Source organism: Streptomyces sp. NPDC059695 (genome assembly GCF_042733785.1).
Lineage (GTDB): Bacteria > Actinomycetota > Actinomycetes > Streptomycetales > Streptomycetaceae > Streptomyces.
In genome coordinates this window covers 101,669-118,527 of the sequence record NZ_JBHWFF010000019.1, presented here as the reverse complement: position 1 = coordinate 118,527, position 16,859 = coordinate 101,669, and the positions used below count along the sequence as shown (strand labels likewise).

General features: G+C 72.8%; 18 protein-coding genes. 4 read left to right on the top strand and 14 right to left on the bottom strand.

The window, feature by feature from the left end:
- Position 1: 1 nt before the first annotated feature.
- From ACFV2S_RS23805 to ACFV2S_RS23780, 6 genes are all read right to left on the bottom strand, one after another.
- On the bottom strand, positions 2-580 hold the full coding sequence (locus tag ACFV2S_RS23805) for a hypothetical protein (protein WP_385562533.1): 579 nt from the start codon (positions 578-580) through the stop codon (positions 2-4).
- Complete coding sequence (locus tag ACFV2S_RS23800; RefSeq protein WP_385562530.1) at positions 577-1,752, bottom strand: ROK family glucokinase; 1,176 nt, start codon at positions 1,750-1,752, stop codon at positions 577-579. The genes ACFV2S_RS23805 and ACFV2S_RS23800 overlap by 4 nt, the downstream gene beginning before the upstream one ends.
- Positions 1,753-1,809: 57 nt before the next feature.
- Entirely contained in the window at positions 1,810-2,604 is a 795-nt protein-coding gene (locus ACFV2S_RS23795) for an ATP-binding cassette domain-containing protein (protein ID WP_383790509.1), read from the bottom strand.
- The gene (locus ACFV2S_RS23790) at positions 2,601-3,656 is read right to left on the bottom strand and encodes an ABC transporter permease (RefSeq protein ID WP_385562527.1); all 1,056 of its coding nucleotides are present in this window, start codon (positions 3,654-3,656) and stop codon (positions 2,601-2,603) included. Before ACFV2S_RS23790 ends, ACFV2S_RS23795 begins: the two co-directional genes overlap by 4 nt.
- Positions 3,653-4,672 carry a sugar ABC transporter substrate-binding protein gene (locus tag ACFV2S_RS23785; protein ID WP_385562524.1) on the bottom strand — a complete coding sequence of 340 codons (1,020 nt, stop codon included), beginning with the start codon at positions 4,670-4,672 and terminating at the stop codon, positions 3,653-3,655. The genes ACFV2S_RS23790 and ACFV2S_RS23785 overlap by 4 nt, the downstream gene beginning before the upstream one ends.
- Before the next feature lie 78 nt (positions 4,673-4,750).
- Positions 4,751-5,509, bottom strand: coding sequence for a GntR family transcriptional regulator (locus ACFV2S_RS23780; RefSeq protein ID WP_383790502.1), 759 nt, complete (start codon positions 5,507-5,509; stop codon positions 4,751-4,753).
- 100 nt (positions 5,510-5,609) lie between these two features.
- Between ACFV2S_RS23780 and ACFV2S_RS23775 the strand changes: the two genes are divergently transcribed.
- Positions 5,610-6,605, top strand: coding sequence for a Gfo/Idh/MocA family oxidoreductase (locus ACFV2S_RS23775; RefSeq protein WP_385562521.1), 996 nt, complete (start codon positions 5,610-5,612; stop codon positions 6,603-6,605).
- A gap of 7 nt (positions 6,606-6,612) precedes the next feature.
- Here the strand turns inward: ACFV2S_RS23775 and ACFV2S_RS23770 are convergent, their stop codons facing one another.
- Genes ACFV2S_RS23770 through ACFV2S_RS23760 form a run of 3 tightly spaced genes read right to left on the bottom strand, consistent with a single transcriptional unit; the run spans position 6,613 to position 9,697 of the window.
- Positions 6,613-7,791, bottom strand: coding sequence for a cytochrome P450 (locus tag ACFV2S_RS23770; RefSeq protein WP_385562518.1), 1,179 nt, complete (start codon positions 7,789-7,791; stop codon positions 6,613-6,615).
- A 17-nt stretch (positions 7,792-7,808) separates the two neighbouring features.
- Complete coding sequence (locus ACFV2S_RS23765; RefSeq protein ID WP_383790494.1) at positions 7,809-8,489, bottom strand: response regulator; 681 nt, start codon at positions 8,487-8,489, stop codon at positions 7,809-7,811.
- Positions 8,486-9,697: a sensor histidine kinase gene (locus tag ACFV2S_RS23760; protein ID WP_385562514.1), complete on the bottom strand. Its 1,212-nt coding sequence runs from the start codon at positions 9,695-9,697 to the stop codon at positions 8,486-8,488. Before ACFV2S_RS23760 ends, ACFV2S_RS23765 begins: the two co-directional genes overlap by 4 nt.
- A gap of 146 nt (positions 9,698-9,843) precedes the next feature.
- Here ACFV2S_RS23760 and ACFV2S_RS23755 point away from each other — a divergent pair, with 146 nt between their 5' ends.
- Positions 9,844-10,065, top strand: a complete 222-nt coding sequence (locus tag ACFV2S_RS23755; RefSeq protein WP_383790487.1) for a hypothetical protein — start codon at positions 9,844-9,846, stop codon at positions 10,063-10,065.
- Between the two features lie 32 nt (positions 10,066-10,097).
- On the opposite strand, the gene ACFV2S_RS23750 is transcribed toward ACFV2S_RS23755, so the two are convergent.
- The 3 genes from ACFV2S_RS23750 to ACFV2S_RS23740 all read right to left on the bottom strand — a co-directional run bounded on the left by ACFV2S_RS23750 (position 10,098) and on the right by ACFV2S_RS23740 (position 12,126).
- Positions 10,098-10,454 carry a hypothetical protein gene (locus tag ACFV2S_RS23750; RefSeq protein WP_385562510.1) on the bottom strand — a complete coding sequence of 119 codons (357 nt, stop codon included), beginning with the start codon at positions 10,452-10,454 and terminating at the stop codon, positions 10,098-10,100.
- 11 nt (positions 10,455-10,465) lie between these two features.
- On the bottom strand, positions 10,466-11,401 hold the full coding sequence (locus ACFV2S_RS23745; RefSeq protein WP_385562507.1) for a DMT family transporter: 936 nt from the start codon (positions 11,399-11,401) through the stop codon (positions 10,466-10,468).
- 116 nt (positions 11,402-11,517) lie between these two features.
- The gene (locus ACFV2S_RS23740) at positions 11,518-12,126 is read right to left on the bottom strand and encodes a dihydrofolate reductase family protein (RefSeq protein WP_383790478.1); all 609 of its coding nucleotides are present in this window, start codon (positions 12,124-12,126) and stop codon (positions 11,518-11,520) included.
- 171 nt (positions 12,127-12,297) lie between these two features.
- Between ACFV2S_RS23740 and ACFV2S_RS23735 the strand changes: the two genes are divergently transcribed.
- Positions 12,298-13,038 (top strand): SDR family NAD(P)-dependent oxidoreductase, encoded by a 741-nt coding sequence (locus tag ACFV2S_RS23735; protein WP_385562504.1) that lies wholly within the window; start codon positions 12,298-12,300, stop codon positions 13,036-13,038.
- A gap of 124 nt (positions 13,039-13,162) precedes the next feature.
- Here the strand turns inward: ACFV2S_RS23735 and alc are convergent, their stop codons facing one another.
- Together alc and allB are read right to left on the bottom strand one after the other, a co-directional pair.
- The gene (gene alc, locus ACFV2S_RS23730; protein WP_385562501.1) at positions 13,163-14,278 is read right to left on the bottom strand and encodes an allantoicase; all 1,116 of its coding nucleotides are present in this window, start codon (positions 14,276-14,278) and stop codon (positions 13,163-13,165) included.
- A gap of 1 nt (position 14,279) precedes the next feature.
- Positions 14,280-15,614, bottom strand: a complete 1,335-nt coding sequence (allB, locus tag ACFV2S_RS23725; RefSeq protein ID WP_383801749.1) for an allantoinase AllB — start codon at positions 15,612-15,614, stop codon at positions 14,280-14,282.
- A 328-nt stretch (positions 15,615-15,942) separates the two neighbouring features.
- Here allB and ACFV2S_RS23720 point away from each other — a divergent pair, with 328 nt between their 5' ends.
- Positions 15,943-16,752 carry an IclR family transcriptional regulator gene (locus ACFV2S_RS23720; protein ID WP_385562498.1) on the top strand — a complete coding sequence of 270 codons (810 nt, stop codon included), beginning with the start codon at positions 15,943-15,945 and terminating at the stop codon, positions 16,750-16,752.
- Positions 16,753-16,859 lie beyond the last annotated feature (107 nt).

Below are 16,859 nucleotides of genomic sequence, written 5' to 3'. Positions count from 1 at the left end.
GTCAGGGGCTCGTGGTGGAGACCGCGTACACCCGGGGGAAGGCGGGGTCGGTGAGGTCGACGGTGAGGGCGGTGTGCGGGCGGGGCGCCTCGCGGGTGACGGTGGTGCCCGCCCAGGTCATGCCGTCGGCGAAGGTCCAGCCTGCGATGTCGGCGTCGCGGTCGCCGACGGTGATCCGGCCCGGGGTGAGCGCGGAGCGGGAGGTCCCGGACTCGGCGAGGAAGGCGTCGAGCCCTCCGGCGGTCGTCGTGAACTGGACGTACAGCCGGCTGGTCTTCCAGTTGCTGGTCTCGTAGTAGGCGACGCCCCAGGCCCCGGAGGGGACGGGAACCTCGAAGACCCGTCGCTTCATCAGCGAGGGCCAGTTGTCCTGGAGGCCGGCCGCCGACGACTCCCGCTCCTTGTCCCGGCCGCTGTCGCGGCTCTGGCCCGCGGAGATGACGAGGTAGCCGGCCGGGATGCCGACGAGGAGCACGATGATGACGGCCGTCAGCCAGCGGCGGCGGATCATGTGCCGCCGGTCCTCGGGCAGCTTCTCCTGCGGGGGGCGGGACGGGGTGGACTGGTGGGGCAGGGTCATGAAGGGGGGTCCTCGGGGGTACGTGCGGTCCGGCCCGGGGTCCCGTTGCGCAGGGCCTGGGCGTAGCGCTCGTAGCGTTCGTACCGCTCGACGCGGCGGCGGTTGGCGCGGCGGAAGCGGCGGGCGACGAGCCGGGCGAGGTCGGCGGCGCCGACCATGCCGGCCTCGGGGCCCAGCTCGGCGCGGACGATGCGGGCCTCGGGACGGTAGCCGCGGCCGGTGAGGTGGCGGCGGAAGGCGTCCCTGGCGGGGCCGATGAGGAGGTCGTCGGCGGCCGAGACGCCGCCGCCGATGACGAAGCAGGAGGGGTCGAGGGCGGCGGCCAGGTTGGCGATGCCGACACCGAGCCACTGGCCGATGTCCTGGAGCAGCTCGACGCACATGGCGTCGCCCTCGCGGGCGAGCTCGGTGATGAGGGGGCCGGTGATCTCGGGGATGTTCCCCTTGACCCGCTCGATGATCTCGTACGCGACCGGGGAGTCGGCCGCGGCGAGTTCCCGGGCCTCGCGGACCAGCGCGTTCCCGGAGCTGTACTGCTCCCAGCAGCCGCGGTTGCCGCAGGGGCAGCGGTGGCCGCCGGGGACGACCTGCATGTGGCCGAACTCTCCGGCGACGCCGTACTTGCCCCGCTTGACCTGGCCGTCCTCCAGGATGGCGCCGCCGATGCCGGTGCCGAGGGTGATCATGACGAGGTGGTCCTCGCCGCGTCCGGCGCCGAAGCGCCACTCGGCCCAGGCGGCGGTGTTGGCGTCGTTGTCGACCATGACGGGGACGGCGAGGCGGCCCTGGAGGGCGTCGCGGAGGGGTTCGTTGCGCCAGGCGAGGTGCGGGGCGAAGAGGACCCGGGCCCGGTCGGCGTCCACCCAGCCGGCCGCGCCGATGCCCACGGCGTGCACGTCGTGCCGGTCGGAGAGGTCGAGGACCAGTTCGACGATGGTGTCCTCGACGACCTTGGGGCTCTTGGACTTGTCCGGGGTCTCCGTGCGGAGCTTCTCCAGGATGTTGCCGTCGGCGTCGACGACGCCGGCCATCACCTTCGTACCGCCGATGTCGATGCCGACGGTCGGCACCCGGGGCGCCGTGAGGTGGGAGCGGCGCTCCCGGGTCCCGACGGTGCGCAGCACGGTCCCGCGGGCGGCTCCCCGGTGGGCGAGGTCACGGTAGGTACTCATCGGCTCCGATTCTGCCAGGTGGGGTGTGAAGGGGCCGTCACGTCGCCCGGCCGCCGGTCACGTGCCGTGCGGCCGCTCCAGCTCGTGGCGCAGGTCCTCCAGCTCGCTGCCGCCGGCCATCTGCCGGGTCAACTCGTCGAGGGTGACGGAGTCCTTGGTGTGGCTCGCCGCCATGACGCCCCGCTGGAGCAGGACGAAACGGTCGCCGACGAGGTAGGCGTGGTGCGGGTTGTGCGTGATGAGGACCACGCCGAGGCCCTCGTCACGGGCGGCCGCGACGTACTTGAGGACGACCCCGGACTGCTTCACGCCGAGGGCGGCGGTCGGCTCGTCGAGGACGAGGACCTTGGCGCCGAAGTGGACGGCGCGGGCGATGGCCACGCACTGGCGCTCGCCGCCGGAGAGGGTCCCGATCGGCTGGTCGACGTCACGGAGGTCGATGCCCATGCGGAGCAGTGCCTCGCGGGTGGTGGAGCGCATCAGGGCGACGTCGAGCCGCTTGAAGGGGCCGGAGCCCTTCGTCGGCTCGGAGCCGAGGAAGAAGTTCCGCCAGACCGGCATGAGGGGGACGACGGCGAGGTCCTGGTAGACCGTGGCGATGCCCCGGTCGAGGGCGTCGCGCGGGTTGGCCAGGGTGACCTCCTCGCCCTCGATGCGGAAGGTGCCCGCGTCGTGCCGGTGCAGGCCGGCGACGATCTTGATGAGGGTGGACTTGCCGGCGCCGTTGTCGCCGAGGACGCAGGAGATCTCGCCCGCGCGGACCTCCAGGGAGACGCCTTCGAGGGCGCGGATGTTGCCGTAGTACTTGCTGACGTCGGTCAGCTCCACGAGCGGGGTCGGCTCCGTGGTCACTTGGTCGCCTCCACGCGCTTGCGGATCCAGGCGTTCAGCAGCGTCGCCAGGAGGAGCATCGCTCCCAGGAAGAACTTGAACCAGTCGGGGTTCCATTCGGCGTACACGATGCCCTTGCTGGTCATGCCGAAGATGAGGGCGCCGACCGCCGAACCGATGGCCGAGCCGTATCCGCCGGTGATCAGGCAGCCGCCGATGACGGCCGCGATGATGTAGATCAGCTCGTTGCCGACGCCTTCGCCCGACTGGACGACGTCGAAGGAGAAGAGCAGGTGCTGGCCGGAGATCCAGGCGCAGAAGGCCACGCCCATGTAGAGGCCGATCTTCGTGCGGTAGACGGGGACGCCGACCGCGCGGGCGGCGTCGGCGCCGCCGCCGACCGCGAAGATCCAGTTGCCGAAGCGGGTGCGGAGCAGGATCCAGGTGGCGAGGGCGACCAGGCCGAACCACCACAGGACGGTGACCTTGAACTCGATGCCGCCGATCGTCCACTCGGAGGCGAAGAGCTTCCTGGCGGAGGGGAAGCCCTCCATGTCGGCGATGGTCTTGGTGGAGACGGTGCCGCTGATCAGTTTGGTGAGGCCGAGGTTCAGGCCGGTCAGCATGAGGAAGGTGCCGAGCGTGATGATGAAGCTCGGCAGCTTGGTGCGGGTCAGCATGAAGCCGTTGAAGACTCCGATCGCCAGGGTGACGAGCAGCGAGACGCCGACGCCGACCCAGACGTTCGCCGTCATCTGGTAGCTGAACATCGACGAGACGAGCGCGGAGCTGGTGACCATGACGCCGGCGGAGAGGTCGAACTCTCCGCCGATCATCAGCAGGGCGACCGGGACGGCCATGATGCCGATGGTGGAGGCCGCGTAGAGCACGGTGCCGAGGCTGGCGGGTTCGAGGAAGCTGTCGGCGACCACCGCGAAGAAGGCGAAGACGGCGATAGCGCCGACGACCGAGCCGAGCTCGGGGCGGGCCAGCAGCTTCTTCAGGGGGGTCGTGCGGAGCAGCCGCTCGTCGACGTGGTCGACACCGTCCGACGGCGGGGCGGTGGAGCTCATCGGGTGCCCCGATCCGCGTACTGCTTCAGCGCGGCGGCCTGGTCCTTGGTGATGATCTGCGGGCCGGTCAGGACCGGCTTGCCGCCGCCGAGGACGTCGGCGTTGTAGCGGTAGAGCCAGAGCAGGTCGACGGCCTCGTAGCCCTGGAGGTAGGGCTGCTGGTCGACGGCGAAGCCGAGGGTGCCGGCCTCCAGGGCGGTCGCGACCTTGGCGTTGAGGTCGAAGGTGTCGACCTCGGCCTTGCTGCCGGCGCTCTTCGCGGCCTGGACGGCGGTGTCGGCGAAGGGGGCGCCGAGGGTGACGACGGCGTCGACGGCCTTGTCGGACTGGAGCTTGGCCTCGATGGAGGCCTTGACGTCGGGCATGTTGGTGCCGTCGACGTACAGGTTCACGAGCTCGCCGTCGAAGGTCTTCTTCACACCGGCGCAGCGCTGCTCGTGGCCGACGTTGCCCTGCTCGTGCAGGACGCAGAGGGCCTTCTTCTTCCCGCGCCTGTCGAGCTCCTCGCCGACGGCCTCGCCGGCGACGGTCTCGTCCTGGCCGATGTGGGTGAGCGCCCCGTAGGCCTTGGACACCTCGGCGCCCGAGTTCACTGTGATCACCGGGATGCCGGCCTTGACGGCCTTCTCCACGGCGGCCTTCATGGCGTCGGGCTTGGCGAGGGTGACGATCAGTCCGTCGACGCCCTTGGCGACGTACGAGTCGATCAGCTGCGCCTGCTGCTGGGCCTCGTCGCTGTGGGCGTAGAGGAAGTTGATGTTGTCCTTGGCGGCGGCCTGCTTGGCGCCCTTCTGGACGATGTCCCAGAAGGTGTCGCCGTCGCCCGAGTGGGTCACCATGGCGAAGGTCCACCGGGGGGTGTCCACGGCCGCCCGGCCCTGGGCCTCGGCGGCCTTGCGGGCGTCCTCCGCGCGCTTTCCACCGGTGCTGCTGCACCCGGCGAGCGCCGCGGTGAGTGCGAGGGCGAGCACGGCGCCGACTGCGGCGCGTGCCCCTCCTGTCCGAAGCCTGGTCACGAGACCGTGCCCTCCTTTGTGTCCTTCTGCGTGCATTGCAGTATCGGTCATGCGGGTCGTGGCACAGGTCAGGGGCCCCTACGGACGGACCATGAGCTGGAACTCGAAGGAGTAGCGGGCGGCCCGGTAGAGGTGGGATCCGTACTCGACGGCGCGTCCGGTGTCGTCGAAGGTGACGCGCTCCATGGTGAGCAGCGGGGCGCCCTCCGGTTCGTCGAGGAGCGCGGCCTCCCCGGCGGTCGCCGCGCGGGCGCCGACGGACTGACGGGCGCTGTGCAGGGTGAGCGCGGCGGAGCGGAGCACGCGGTAGAGGCCGGTGGTCTCCAGGAGCGCGGTGTCCGGGTCGACGATCCCGGCGGGCAGGTGGTTGCGGAGGTACGCCATGGGCTCGCCGTGCGCGGTGCGGAGCCGTTCCAGGTAGCGGACCTCGGTGCCCTCCGGTACGCCGAGGGCCGCCGCGACCGGTCCCGCGGCGGGTTCGAGCCGGTTGGCCAGGACCCGGGTGGAGGGGCGCTGCCCGGCGGCGGCGAGGTCGTCGTAGAGGCTGCTGAGCTCCATCGGGCGCCGGACCCTGCTGTGCACGACCTGGGTGCCGACGCCCCGGCGGCGGACCAGGAGGCCCTTGTCGACGAGGGTCTGGATGGCCTGGCGGACGGTGGGCCGGGAGAGGCCCAGCCGGGTGGCGAGGTCGATCTCGTTGCCGAGGAGGGTGCCCGGGGTCAGGGCCCCGTTCTCCACCGCGCTCTCCAGCTGCTGGGCGAGCTGGAAGTAGAGCGGGACCGGACTCGTGCGGTCCACGGCGAGCGGGGGCAGGGGGGAGCCGGACTGCTTGGGCACGGGGGGAGCGTAGCCCGGGGGGCTGATGACGGGAAGTCGTGACGTCCGGTTGTCCTGACAAATCCTTGACAGCGGGTGCGGACGGCTCCACGGTGGGGCCATGCGCATCGGACTCATCGGTACGGGACGGATCGGGAGCTTCCACGCGGGTGTGCTGGCCCGGCACCCGGCGGTCGGGGCGCTGGTCGTGGCCGACGCGGACGCCGTCCGCGCGGCGGGGGTCGCGGGGGCGCTCGGCGCGGAGGCGGCGCCCGACGTGGACGCGCTGCTGGGGCACGCCCTGGACGCCGTGGTGATCGCCTCGGCGACGGCGGCGCACGCGGAGCTGATCTCCCGTGCCGCCGGCGCGGGCCTGCCGGTCTTCTGCGAGAAGCCGATCGCCCTGGACGTGCCGGGGACGCTGGCCGCGCTCGACGCGGTGGAGGCGGCGGGCACGGTGCTCCAGCTGGGGTTCATGCGCCGCTTCGACGCGGGGTACCGGGCGGCGCGCGAGGCGGTGCGGTCCGGGCGGCTCGGCCGGCTGCACACCGTGCGGGCCGTGACCTCCGACCCGGAGCCGCCGCCCGCCGCGTACCTGCCGCTCTCCGGCGGCCTCTTCCGCGACTGCCTCGTGCACGACTTCGACATCGTCCGCTGGGTGACCGGGCGGGAGGTCGTCGAGGTGTACGCGACGGGCTCGGACGCGGGCCCGGCGATGTTCCGCGCGGCGGGCGACGTGGACACGGCCGCGGCCGTGCTCACCCTGGACGACGGGACGCTCGTGACGGCGACCGCGACCCGGTGCAACGGCGCCGGGTACGACGTCCGCATGGAGCTGGCGGGCGAGCGGGACCAGATCGCGGTGGGCCTGGACGACCGGACGCCGCTCGCCTCGGTGGAGCCGCTCGGCCCGCCCGCCCCGGGCAAGCCCTGGCCGGGCTTCCTGGAGCGGTTCGCCCCCGCGTACGAGGCGGAGCTGGACGCCTTCGTCCGTCTGGTGCGCGGTGAGGCGCCGAACGCCTGCGACGGCCGGGAGGCCCTGGCGGCCCTCCGGATCGCCGAGGCCTGCGAGCGCTCGCGGCGGGAGCGGGGGCCGGTGCGGGTGGACACCCTCTAGTCGTCTCTCACCACCGGACCGGCAGCTGCCGGACGCCGCGCATCAGGAGGCCCGGCAGCCATTCCCACGGGGCGCCCTCGGGGTCGAGTGCGAGCAGGGGGAAGCGGTCCAGGAGCGTGCGGAGCGCGATCCTGCCCTCCAGGCGGGCGAGCGGGGCGCCCAGGCAGTAGTGGATGCCGTGGCCGAAGGCGAGGTGGCCCCGGGTGTCGCGGCGGATGTCGAAGCGGTCGGGCTCGGGGAAGCGGGCCGGGTCCCGGTCGAGCGCGCCGATGCCCACCAGGACGCTCTGCCCGGCCGGGATCACCGTGTCGCCGATGGTGACGGGCTCCCCGGTGAAGCGGAAGGTGCCGGTCTCCACCGGTCCGTCGTACCGCAGGGATTCCTCGATGGCTCCGTCGAGCAGGGACGGGTCCGCGCGCAGGGCGGCGAGCTGCTCGGGGTGGGTGAGCAGGTTGCGGACGGTGTTGGAGATCAGGTTGACGGTGGTCTCGTGGCCGGCGATGAGCAACAGATAGGCCATGGCTCGGAGTTCGGGGCCGGAGAGCCGGTCGCCGTCCTCGGCGCGGGCGGCGATGAGACCGGAGAGCAGGTCGTCGGCGGGGCCGCCCGCCCGCTTGTCCTCGATGAGGCCGTCGAGGTAGCCGCCGAAGCCCTCCATGGCGTCGAGGATGCCCCGCTCGCCGGTGGGCGTGACGAGCTCGTTGGACCAGCCGCGGAAGGTCTCGCGGTCCTCCGCGGGGACGCCGAGGAGTTCGCAGATGACGGTGATCGGCAGGGGGAACGCGTAGGCGTCGACGAGGTCGGCGCGGCCGGCCGGTTCCATGGCGTCGGCGAGCTCGTGGGTGAGCCGTTCGATGCGGGGCCGCAGGCTCTCGACGCGGCGGCCGGTGAACTCCGCGGTGACGAGGCGGCGCAGCCGGGTGTGGTCGGGGGCGTCCGCCGCGAGGAGGTGGACGCCGATGATGTCCTCCTCCGGCGGGCGGACGCCGATGACGGACGGGGACTTGGCGAGGCGGGGATCGGCCAGCGCCGCACGCCCTTCCTCGTGGCCGACGACCAGCCAGAACTGGAAGCCGTCGGGCATCCGGATCTCGTGGACGGGCCCTGCTTCACGGAGCTTCGCGTAGTACGGGTACGGGTTCGCGGTGAAGTCCGCGCCGTACTCCCCCAGTTCGATGACGGACATCGGGGCAGACTATCCGACTAGTCGTCCTCGTCCTCGTCGACGAGGCCCGCGTCGTGGACGAGGAGCGCGATCTGGACGCGGTTGTTGAGGCCGAGCTTGGCGAGGATCCGCGAGACGTGGGCCTTGACCGTGGGAACGCTCATGTACAGCTCGGCGGCGATCTCCGCGTTGGACCTGCCGTGGCCGACGGCGACGGCCACCTCCCGCTCGCGGTCGGCGAGTTCGGCGAGCCGGGCGGCGGCCGTGGCGCGGCGCGGCCGGTCCGGCCGGTCCTGCTCCTCCGCCACGTGGGTCATCAGCTGGCGGGTGACGGCCGGCGAGAGGACGGGGTCGCCGGCGACGACCCGGCGGACCGCGGCGACGATCTCGGCGGGCGGGGTGTCCTTGAGGAGGAAACCGGCGGCGCCGGCCCGCAGGGCGCGCAGCACCTGTTCGTCGGCGTGGAAGGTGGTGAGGACGACGACCTCGGGGGCGCCGGGGAGGGCGCGGAGGCGTTCGGTGGCGGTCAGGCCGTCCACGTGGGGCATGCGGATGTCCATGAGGACGACGTCCGGGCTGTGCCGGGCGACGAGTTCGGGGACCTCGCGGCCGTCGGCGCCCTCGCCGACGATCTCCAGGTCGTCGGCGCCGCCGAGCATGAAGGTGAGGCCCGCGCGGACCAGGGGGTCGTCGTCGACGAGGAGCAGCCTGATGGTCATGAGGGCCACGGTAGCCAGGCGTGCAGGGCGAATCCGCCGTCGGGGGCCCGGCCGTGCTCCATCCGGCCGCCGGCGAGGGCGGCGCGTTCGGTGAGGCCGATGAGGCCCTGGCCCGAGCCGGGGACGTGCGGGACCGGGCCCGCGGGGGCCGGGTTGTGGATGTCGACGGTGAGTCCTTCGCCGGGCCGGCCCCGGACGGTGACGGTGACCGTGGTGCCGGGGGCGTGCTTGCGGGCGTTGGTGAGGCCTTCCTGCGCGATGCGGTAGACGGTGCGGCCGGTGGCGGCGGGTACCGCGGCCGGGTCGTCGACGGTGGTGTCGAGGACGACCTCCGCACCGGCCTCGCGGGACTCGTCGACCAGCGCCTCGAGGGTGGCGAGGGTGGGCTGGGGCCGGTCGCCCTCGCCGTTCTCGCCGGGCGCGCGCAGGACGCCGATGATCTCGCGGAGGTCCTGGAGGGCTTCGTGGGCGCTGTCGCGGATGACTCCCGCGGCGCGGGCGATCTGCTCGGGCGGGGCGTCCGGGCGGAACTCCAGGGCTCCGGCGTGCACGCTGAGCAGGGTGAGCCGGTGGGCGAGCACGTCGTGCATCTCGCGGGCGATGGCCTCGCGGGCGAGCCGCTGGGCCTGGGCGGCGCGCAGTTCGGCCTCGGACTCGGCGCGGCGGGCGCGTTCCCTGAGGGCTTCGACGAGCTGGCGCCGGGCACGGACGAGCATGCCCCAGGCGGTGACGAGCAGGACGAGGATGAAGCCGAGGGCGAGGGAGAGCGCGATGTTGGTGGTGGGGTCCGGGCGGACGAAGACCTGGATCGTGGAGGTGGCGGCGGCGAACGCCACGATCCAGCCGACCTCGCGGAACGGCCGGCGCACGGCCACGCTGAAGAGGCTCGCGAGGAGGGCGCCCGCGGCGACCGGGGCGACGACGTTCACCACGGACAGGGCGACGGCGAGCCCGACCGGCCAGCGGCGGCGCCCCCAGAGGGCGCAGCAGGCGGCGGCGCCGGCGAGCTGGTCGAGGAGGGTGACGGGCTCGCTGGTGTACTGCGCGCTGGCGTCGGCGGCCAGGAGGCCGACGAAGGCGGCGAGGAGGAAGAGGGTGGTGTCCACGATCCAGTCGCGGACGGTACGGCGGGGCCGGGGCGCCCCGCTCCCGCCCGGTTCGACCAGGTGGGAGGGGAGCAGCCAGCGCTGCCGGTCCGTACGTGTCATGTCCGCAAATGTACGCAGGCCGGGGGCGGTCCACCGGCCGTGCGGGCCGTCGGGCTACCGGAGTCGCCCAGGTCGATACTTTGGTATCGACCGCCGTAGACGAGCGGCGGACGCGGCCGTCCGGACCGCCCGGCCATCATCGGATCATGAAGAAATTCCTGGAGGGCCTCGGGGGGCTGCTGCTCGTGGCCGGCGTGGCGGGGGTGATCCGCGAGGTGACCGGCGGCTGGTTCCACTTCCTGGGTCTGACCCGGTTCCTCACGGACAACGTGGGGTTCCTGGAGGGCCGTGAGCTGTTCGCGAACATCGTCGTGGCGGTCGTCGGCCTCGCCCTCGCGATCGGCGCGAGCCGGATAGCCGCCGACTGAAGCCGGGGGCTTCCGGCGCGGTCCGGATCCCGTCAGGTGCTCGCCCGGTCGAGGCGGTTGACCTCGGCGAGGTGCTCGGCCATGCGGTGGGAGACGGCGCCGCTCGTGCAGAGGACCGCGCCGACGACGGCGAGGGGGACGGAGCCGCCGAGCACGGCGAGCGTGCCGGGCCAGTCGCGGGAGGCGACGCAGTCCTTCTCGTGGACGTAGTCGCTGCTGATGAGGGCGGGGCAGGGGCTGCCGCCGCCGTCGGCGTCCTCGTAGGGGGTGAGGAGGAGGACGCCGAACCAGACCCAGAGCAGGCCTGCCACGGCGAGCAGGCCGACGCCCCAGCCCTGGGTGCGCCGGGCCCGGGCGCGGAACGCGTTGTCGTACACCACTGAACTCATGATCGAAGAACCTACCGGGCGTCCTCGTCGGCCGTGCGGCGGCCCCAACTGGTGCCCGCGAGAACGAGGATCGCGCCCGCGAGGCCGAGGACGCCGGGGCGGTCGCCGGCGAGGGCGATGCCCGCGGCGGCGGCCCAGAGCGGCTCCGTGCCCAGCAGGAGGCTGACCCGGGAGGGCGAGGTGCGGCGGACGGCCCACATCTGCACGAAGAAGGCGAAGAGCGTGCAGAAGACGGAGAGGAAGAGGAGCCCGGCCCATTCCCGGGGGCCGAAGTCGAGGGCCGTCGCCCAGGGCGAGGCGCCGGTGCCGGGGAAGGCCGCGATGACGGCGAACACGGCGACGGCGGAGCCGAGCTGGACGGTGGTGAGGGAGAGCGAGTCGGCCGACCGGACCGCCTTGATCCGGGACATGGCCAGGACGTGGACGGTACGGGCGAGGGCGGCGAGCAGCATGAGCAGGTCGCCGAGGGAGGGGGTGGTGAATCCGCCGCCCTGGGTCAGCAGGACGACACCGGCGACGGAGAGCGCGGCGGCGGCGAGGAAGGCCCGGGGAGGCCGGACCCGGGTGACGGCGGCCTCGGCCAGCGGGGTGAAGATCATGGTGAGGCTGATGATCAGGCCGGCGTTGGTGGCCGAGGTGTGGACGACGCCGTACGTCTCCAGGAGGAAGATCCCGCTGAGGATCAGTCCGAGGGTCGCGGCGCCGCGCCACTGGGCCGCGCTGAGGGCGCGCAGCCTGCGGTGTCCTGCGGCGACGAGGACGGGCAGCACCACGGCGAACCGCAGCACGAGGACCGCGATGACGGTGTGGCCGGTGGTGATGCCCTTGGCCGCGAGATAGCTGGTGCCCCAGACGACGGCGACGAGGAGGACGGGCAGGTCGGTGAGCCAGGCCCGGCGCGGGGCGCCCAGGGGCAGGGGTGCGGCGATCGACGGCGAAGCTGACATGGCGGGCCGAATCTCCAACTCTTGAGGCGGGGTGGAGACTTCGACGGCTCGCACGCGGAGCGATCACCGTACCCGGACGAGCCCGTGGCGGCTACACGTTTCGTTCGGCCGCCGGCTCAGTAGCTGCCGTACTCGGGGCGGCCCGCCCGTTCGTACGTCTGGAGGGCGACGCCCGTGCTGCTGGTGCGCGCGTCGGTGAGGCGGAAGGCGGTGGGGCGGACGCCTTCGGTGAAGAGTCGGCGCCCGGTGCCCAGGACCACGGGAAAGATGTGCAGGTGGAGGATGTCGATGAGGTCGTGGTCGAGGAGGGTCCGGGCGAGTCCGGCGCTGCCGTGCATCTGGATCTCGCCGTCGAGACGCTCCTTGAGGGCGGCGACCTCGGCGGCCACGTCGCCCTTGAGCAGGGTGGTGCCGGCCCAGTCGGCGGAGTCGAGGGTGGTGGTGGCGACGTACTTGGGGAGGCCGTTGAGCTTGGAGGCGACGGGGTCCGCGGGGTCGGTCCGCTTCGGCCAGTAGCCCGCGAAGATGTCGTACGTGTGGCGGCCGAGGAGGAAGGCGGTCGGCCGCTCGAAGATCTCGGTGATGCGCTGCCCGAAGTCCTCGTCGCCGAACGGCACGGACCAGCCGCCGTGCTCGAAGCCGCTGCTGGTGTCCTCGTCGGGACCTCCGGGCGCCTGGATGACGCCGTCGAGGGTGAGGAACTGGGTGAGGCTGAGGGTGGCCATGGCGGATGCCCTTTCTGTTCTCCGGACCATCGTGTCTCACCCCTTCCGACTCCGCGGCCCGGCGGAACTCATCGGTGATCACGTCGGCGTCCGATAGCCGCCAGCTTCGGGACGGCCCGACGGCTTTCATTGAACCCGCAACCACTTGGTTCTTCTCACGGAGGTTTCGGGATGTCCACGATGAACGGCACGGCGGTCCTGGTGACGGGCGGCAGCCGGGGGATCGGCGCGGCGACGGCGGTGCGGCTGGCCCAGGAGGGCGCCGATGTGGCCTTCACCTACGTCCAGGACGAGGCGCGGGCGAAGGAGGTCGCCGCGCGCATCGAGGCGGCCGGCCGCAAGGCACTGCCCCTGCGGGCCGACGCGGCCGACGCCGGGGACGCGGCGGGCGCGGTGGAGTGGGCGGCGGACGCCCTCGGGCGCCTCGACGTCCTGGTGAACAACGTCGGCGCCGGCATCCTCGGCCCGCTGGAGTCGCTGTCCCTCGCGGATGTGGACCGGGCGCTCGCGGTGAACGTCCGGGCGGCGTTCCTCGCCTCGCAGGCGGCGGCCGCGCGGTTCTCCGGGGGCGGGCGGATCGTCACCGTCGGCACCTGCATGACCCAGCGGGTGCCGGGCCCCGGCGGGACCCTCTACACGATGAGCAAGGCGGCGCTGATCGGCCTGACGAAGGCGCTCGCGCGTGAGCTGGGCGGGCGCGGCATCACGGCGAACATCGTCCACCCCGGTCCCGTCGACACCGACATGAACCCGGCGGACGGGCCGTACGCCGAGGGGCAGGCGGCCATGACGGCGCTCGGCCGCTTCGGCACCCCGGACGAGGTGGCGGCGATGGTCGCCTTCCTGGCGGGGCCCGGCGGACGGTACGTCACGGGCGCCGAGTTCTCGGTGGACGGCGGGCACGCGGCGTAACGCCCGGGCGGCGGAGCAGGAGCCCCGGGAAGGGGGCGCGAGGGGCGCACCGGTGCTGTCGGGCCGGTGCGCCCTCGCGGGCCGGGCGGGGTGTCGTACCCGCCCAGTGGGTGGAGGAGCCGGCTCAGCCGCCGAGCTCCTGGTGGCGGGCGGTCAGCCGCGCCGTACCGGCCTCCGTGAGGGAGCCGAAGAGACGGAGGCGGGAGATGCCGCCGTCCGGGTAGATGTCGATCCGGACGCGGGAGCCGACCGCCGGGGTGTCGAGCACGAACCGGTGGTTGGTGTCGGGCTGGAGGCGGGTCCGGGGCAGGATCTCGGTCCACTCCTCCGAGCCCTCGGCCGCGACGGAGAGGGCGGCCCAGCCCGCGCTGTTGCCCTTGAGGTAGGCGGTGTCGATCTCGACGGCGCGGATCTCGGACTCGGCGACCAGGCCGTAGCGGATCCAGTCGTTGCCCTTGTCGCGGCGGCGGCGGGTCTCCCAGCCGTCGTCCATCTTGCGCGAGCGGCCCGGCTGGATGGTGTTGGTGGCCGGGGAGTAGAAGCGGTCCGAGGCGTCCTCGACCTGGCCGCCGTTCTCCAGGGCGGCGAGGTCGAAGGTGCCGAGGACGCCCAGCCACGCCGGGTCCGGGGCGACCTCGCCGTAGACGCGGAGGCGGGCGATGCCGCCGTCGGGGTGCTGGTTGACGCGCAGGTGCGTGAAGCGCTGCTCGACGTCGACGGCGAAGCCGTTGGCGGCGTGGCCGCCGACCGCGGTGCGCGGGACGAGCGTCGTCCACTTCACGTCGTCGGCGAGGAGCTCCTCGGGCGAGGGAGAGCCGGCCACGGAGGTCGCCTCGACGGAGACGGCCTGCGGGTAGTTGCCGCGGAAGTGGGCGGTGTCGAGGACGATGCCGCGGACGACACCGGGCGCGCCGAGGCGTACGAGCGCCCAGTCGTGGTCGTCCTCGGTGGGGTGCGGCTGCTGGGCCGAGACACCGCGGCGGCGGCGGGTCTCCCAGCCGTCCATGATCTTGCCCTTGTGGCCGAAGTGCTCGGGGTCGAACTCGGCGGGCTCGGGCTTCAGCAGGTTCTCGCGCTCGGCGAAGAACTCGTCGTTGGCCGCGATGACGCCCGCGCCCAGACGCCGGTCCGCGAGGTCCGCGTACTGGGTGAAGGGGAAGTCGGCCGTCCGGTAGTCGGCGTACGGGTCACCGCCGCCGTAGGGGCTGGCGTCACCGGTGAAGCTGGGTATGGACGACACGTCAGTTGGTCCTTTCGAGGAGGCGGCCGGTCGGTTCGGCGAGGGTGCCGTGGTCGGCGATCTTCTCGCCGCGCAGCCAGGTGGAGGTGACGACGCCGTCGAGGGTCTTGCCCGCGTAGGCGGTGACGCGGTTGCGGTGCTGGAGCTCGGCCGGGTCGACGGTGAACGTGGCGTCCGGGTCGAGGACCGCGAAGTCGGCGTCCCGGCCGGCCTCGATCGCGCCCTTGCGGTCCAGACCCGCGAGCCGCGCCGGCGCCTCGGACATCCAGCGCACCACGTCCGTCAGGTCGAACCCGCGGCGACGGGCCTCGGTCCAGATGGCGGGCAGCCCGAGCTGCAGGGAGGAGATGCCGCCCCACGCGGAGGCGAAGTCCGGGGTCTTCAGGTCGGCCGTGGACGGCGAGTGGTCGGAGACGATGCAGTCGATCGTGCCGTCCGCGAGCCCCTGCCACAGCGCGTCCTGGTTGACGGCCTCACGGATCGGCGGGCAGCACTTGAACTCCGTGGCGCCGTCCGGGATCTCCTCCGCGGTCAGCGTCAGGAAGTGCGGGCACGACTCCACGGTGACCTTGACGCCCTCGGCCTTGGCGGCGGCGATCAGCGGCAGCGCGTCCGAGGAGGACAGGTGCAGCACGTGGACCCGGGCGTCCAGACGGCGGGCCTGGTTGATCAGGTTCTCGATCGCCGTGTTCTCGGCGTCCCGGGGGCGCGAGGCGAGGAAGTCGGCGTACGCGCCGCCCGTCCGCTGCGGAGCGGCGTCGAGGTGGTGCGGGTCTTCGGCGTGCACGATCATCAGGCCGCCGAACCCGGAGATCTCCGCCAGCGAGGTCGCCAGCTGCTCCTGGTCGAGGAGGGGGAACTCCTCCACGCCCGACGGCGACAGGAAGCACTTGAAGCCGAAGACACCCGCGTCGTGCAGCGGCCGCAGGTCCTTGACGTTGTCCGGCAGCGCACCGCCCCAGAAGCCGACGTCGATGTGCGCCTTGCTGCGGGCCACCTCCTGCTTGACCCGCAGGTGCTCCACCGTGGTGGTCGGCGGCAGCGAGTTCAGCGGCATGTCCAGCAGCGTCGTGATGCCTCCGGCCGCCGCCGCGCGGGTGGCCGTCCAGAAGCCCTCCCACTCGGTGCGGCCCGGGTCGTTCACGTGTACGTGCGTGTCGACCAGACCGGGCAGGACGACGTCGTCACCGACGTCCTCCAGCCGGGCGCCGGCCGGGACCTCCGCGTCGTACGGCAGCACGGCCGCGATCGTCCCACCCGAGACGGCGATCGACGCCGGGCGCGTCCCCTCGGGGGTGATGACGCGTGTCGAGCGCAGGACCAGGTTGACGTCCACCCGTACCCCTTCTTCAAGCACTTCAGCGGGAAATTCAACGAACTGTTGAAAAGGAGTCTTCACTTCCGGGCGACATGTCGTCAAGGGCACACTTCCCGCATCCGCCACCGACGGACCCGACTTAGAGGTTTCCACAAAGTGGAATGGAAATTCCGTACAGTAGAACGTAGCTCCGTACATGAGGGCCAGACCCGGACCCCTCCGGGCCGTCACCGACACCGGACAAACACCCCCTGACCGGCGCAGACGCCGGGACCTTGACCGAGTGACCCGGCGGACGGCCCGGTAGGCTGCTGCCTTGCCCGCCTGCCCCGAAAGGACCGTTGACGTGCCGACGTCCAGCGCCAGCACCACCGACGCCGCCAAGCCCGCCGCCGCGAGCGGCGGCGTCCAGTCCCTCGAGCGCGCCTTCGACCTCCTGGAGCGGATGGCCGACGCCGGGGGCGAGGTCGGGCTGAGCGAGCTCTCCGCCAGCAGCGGACTCCCGCTCCCCACCATCCACCGCCTCATGCGCACCCTGGTCGCCTGCGGCTACGTGCGCCAGCAGCCCAACCGCCGGTACGCGCTCGGCCCCCGGCTCATCCGGCTCGGCGAGTCCGCCTCCCGCCTCCTCGGCACCTGGGCCCGCCCCTACCTGGCGCGGCTCGTCGAGGAGACCGGCGAGACCGCGAACATGGCGCTGCTCGACGGCGACGAGATCGTGTACGTGGCGCAGGTGCCGTCCAAGCACTCGATGCGCATGTTCACCGAGGTCGGCCGCCGGGTCCTGCCGCACTCGACCGGTGTCGGCAAGGCGCTCCTCGCGCACACGCCGGCGGAGGAGGTGCGGGCCCTGCTCGCCCGCACCGGCATGCCGGCCGCGACCGAGAAGACCATCACCACCCCGGACGGCTTCCTCGACGCGCTCGTCGCGGTCCGTGAGACGGGCTACGCGGTCGACGACAACGAGCAGGAGATAGGAGTCCGCTGCCTCGCGGTCCCCGTCCCCGACTCCCCCACCGCGGCGGCCATCTCCATCTCGGGCCCGGCGGGCCGGGTCACCGAAGCGGCCACGGAGAAGATCGTCCCGATCCTCCAGGAGGTCGCCCGCGAGCTGTCGGCGGCCCTGGCGAACACCGCGGGCAACGGCCAGGGCTGAGAGCGGCCCTCCGAGGCCGGAACGGCCGGGCGCGGGGGGCCCCCCCCCGCGGGGGGGGGGGGGGGGGTAACAAATCAGGCGCCGCCCCAGAAATAATGTTTGTAGTT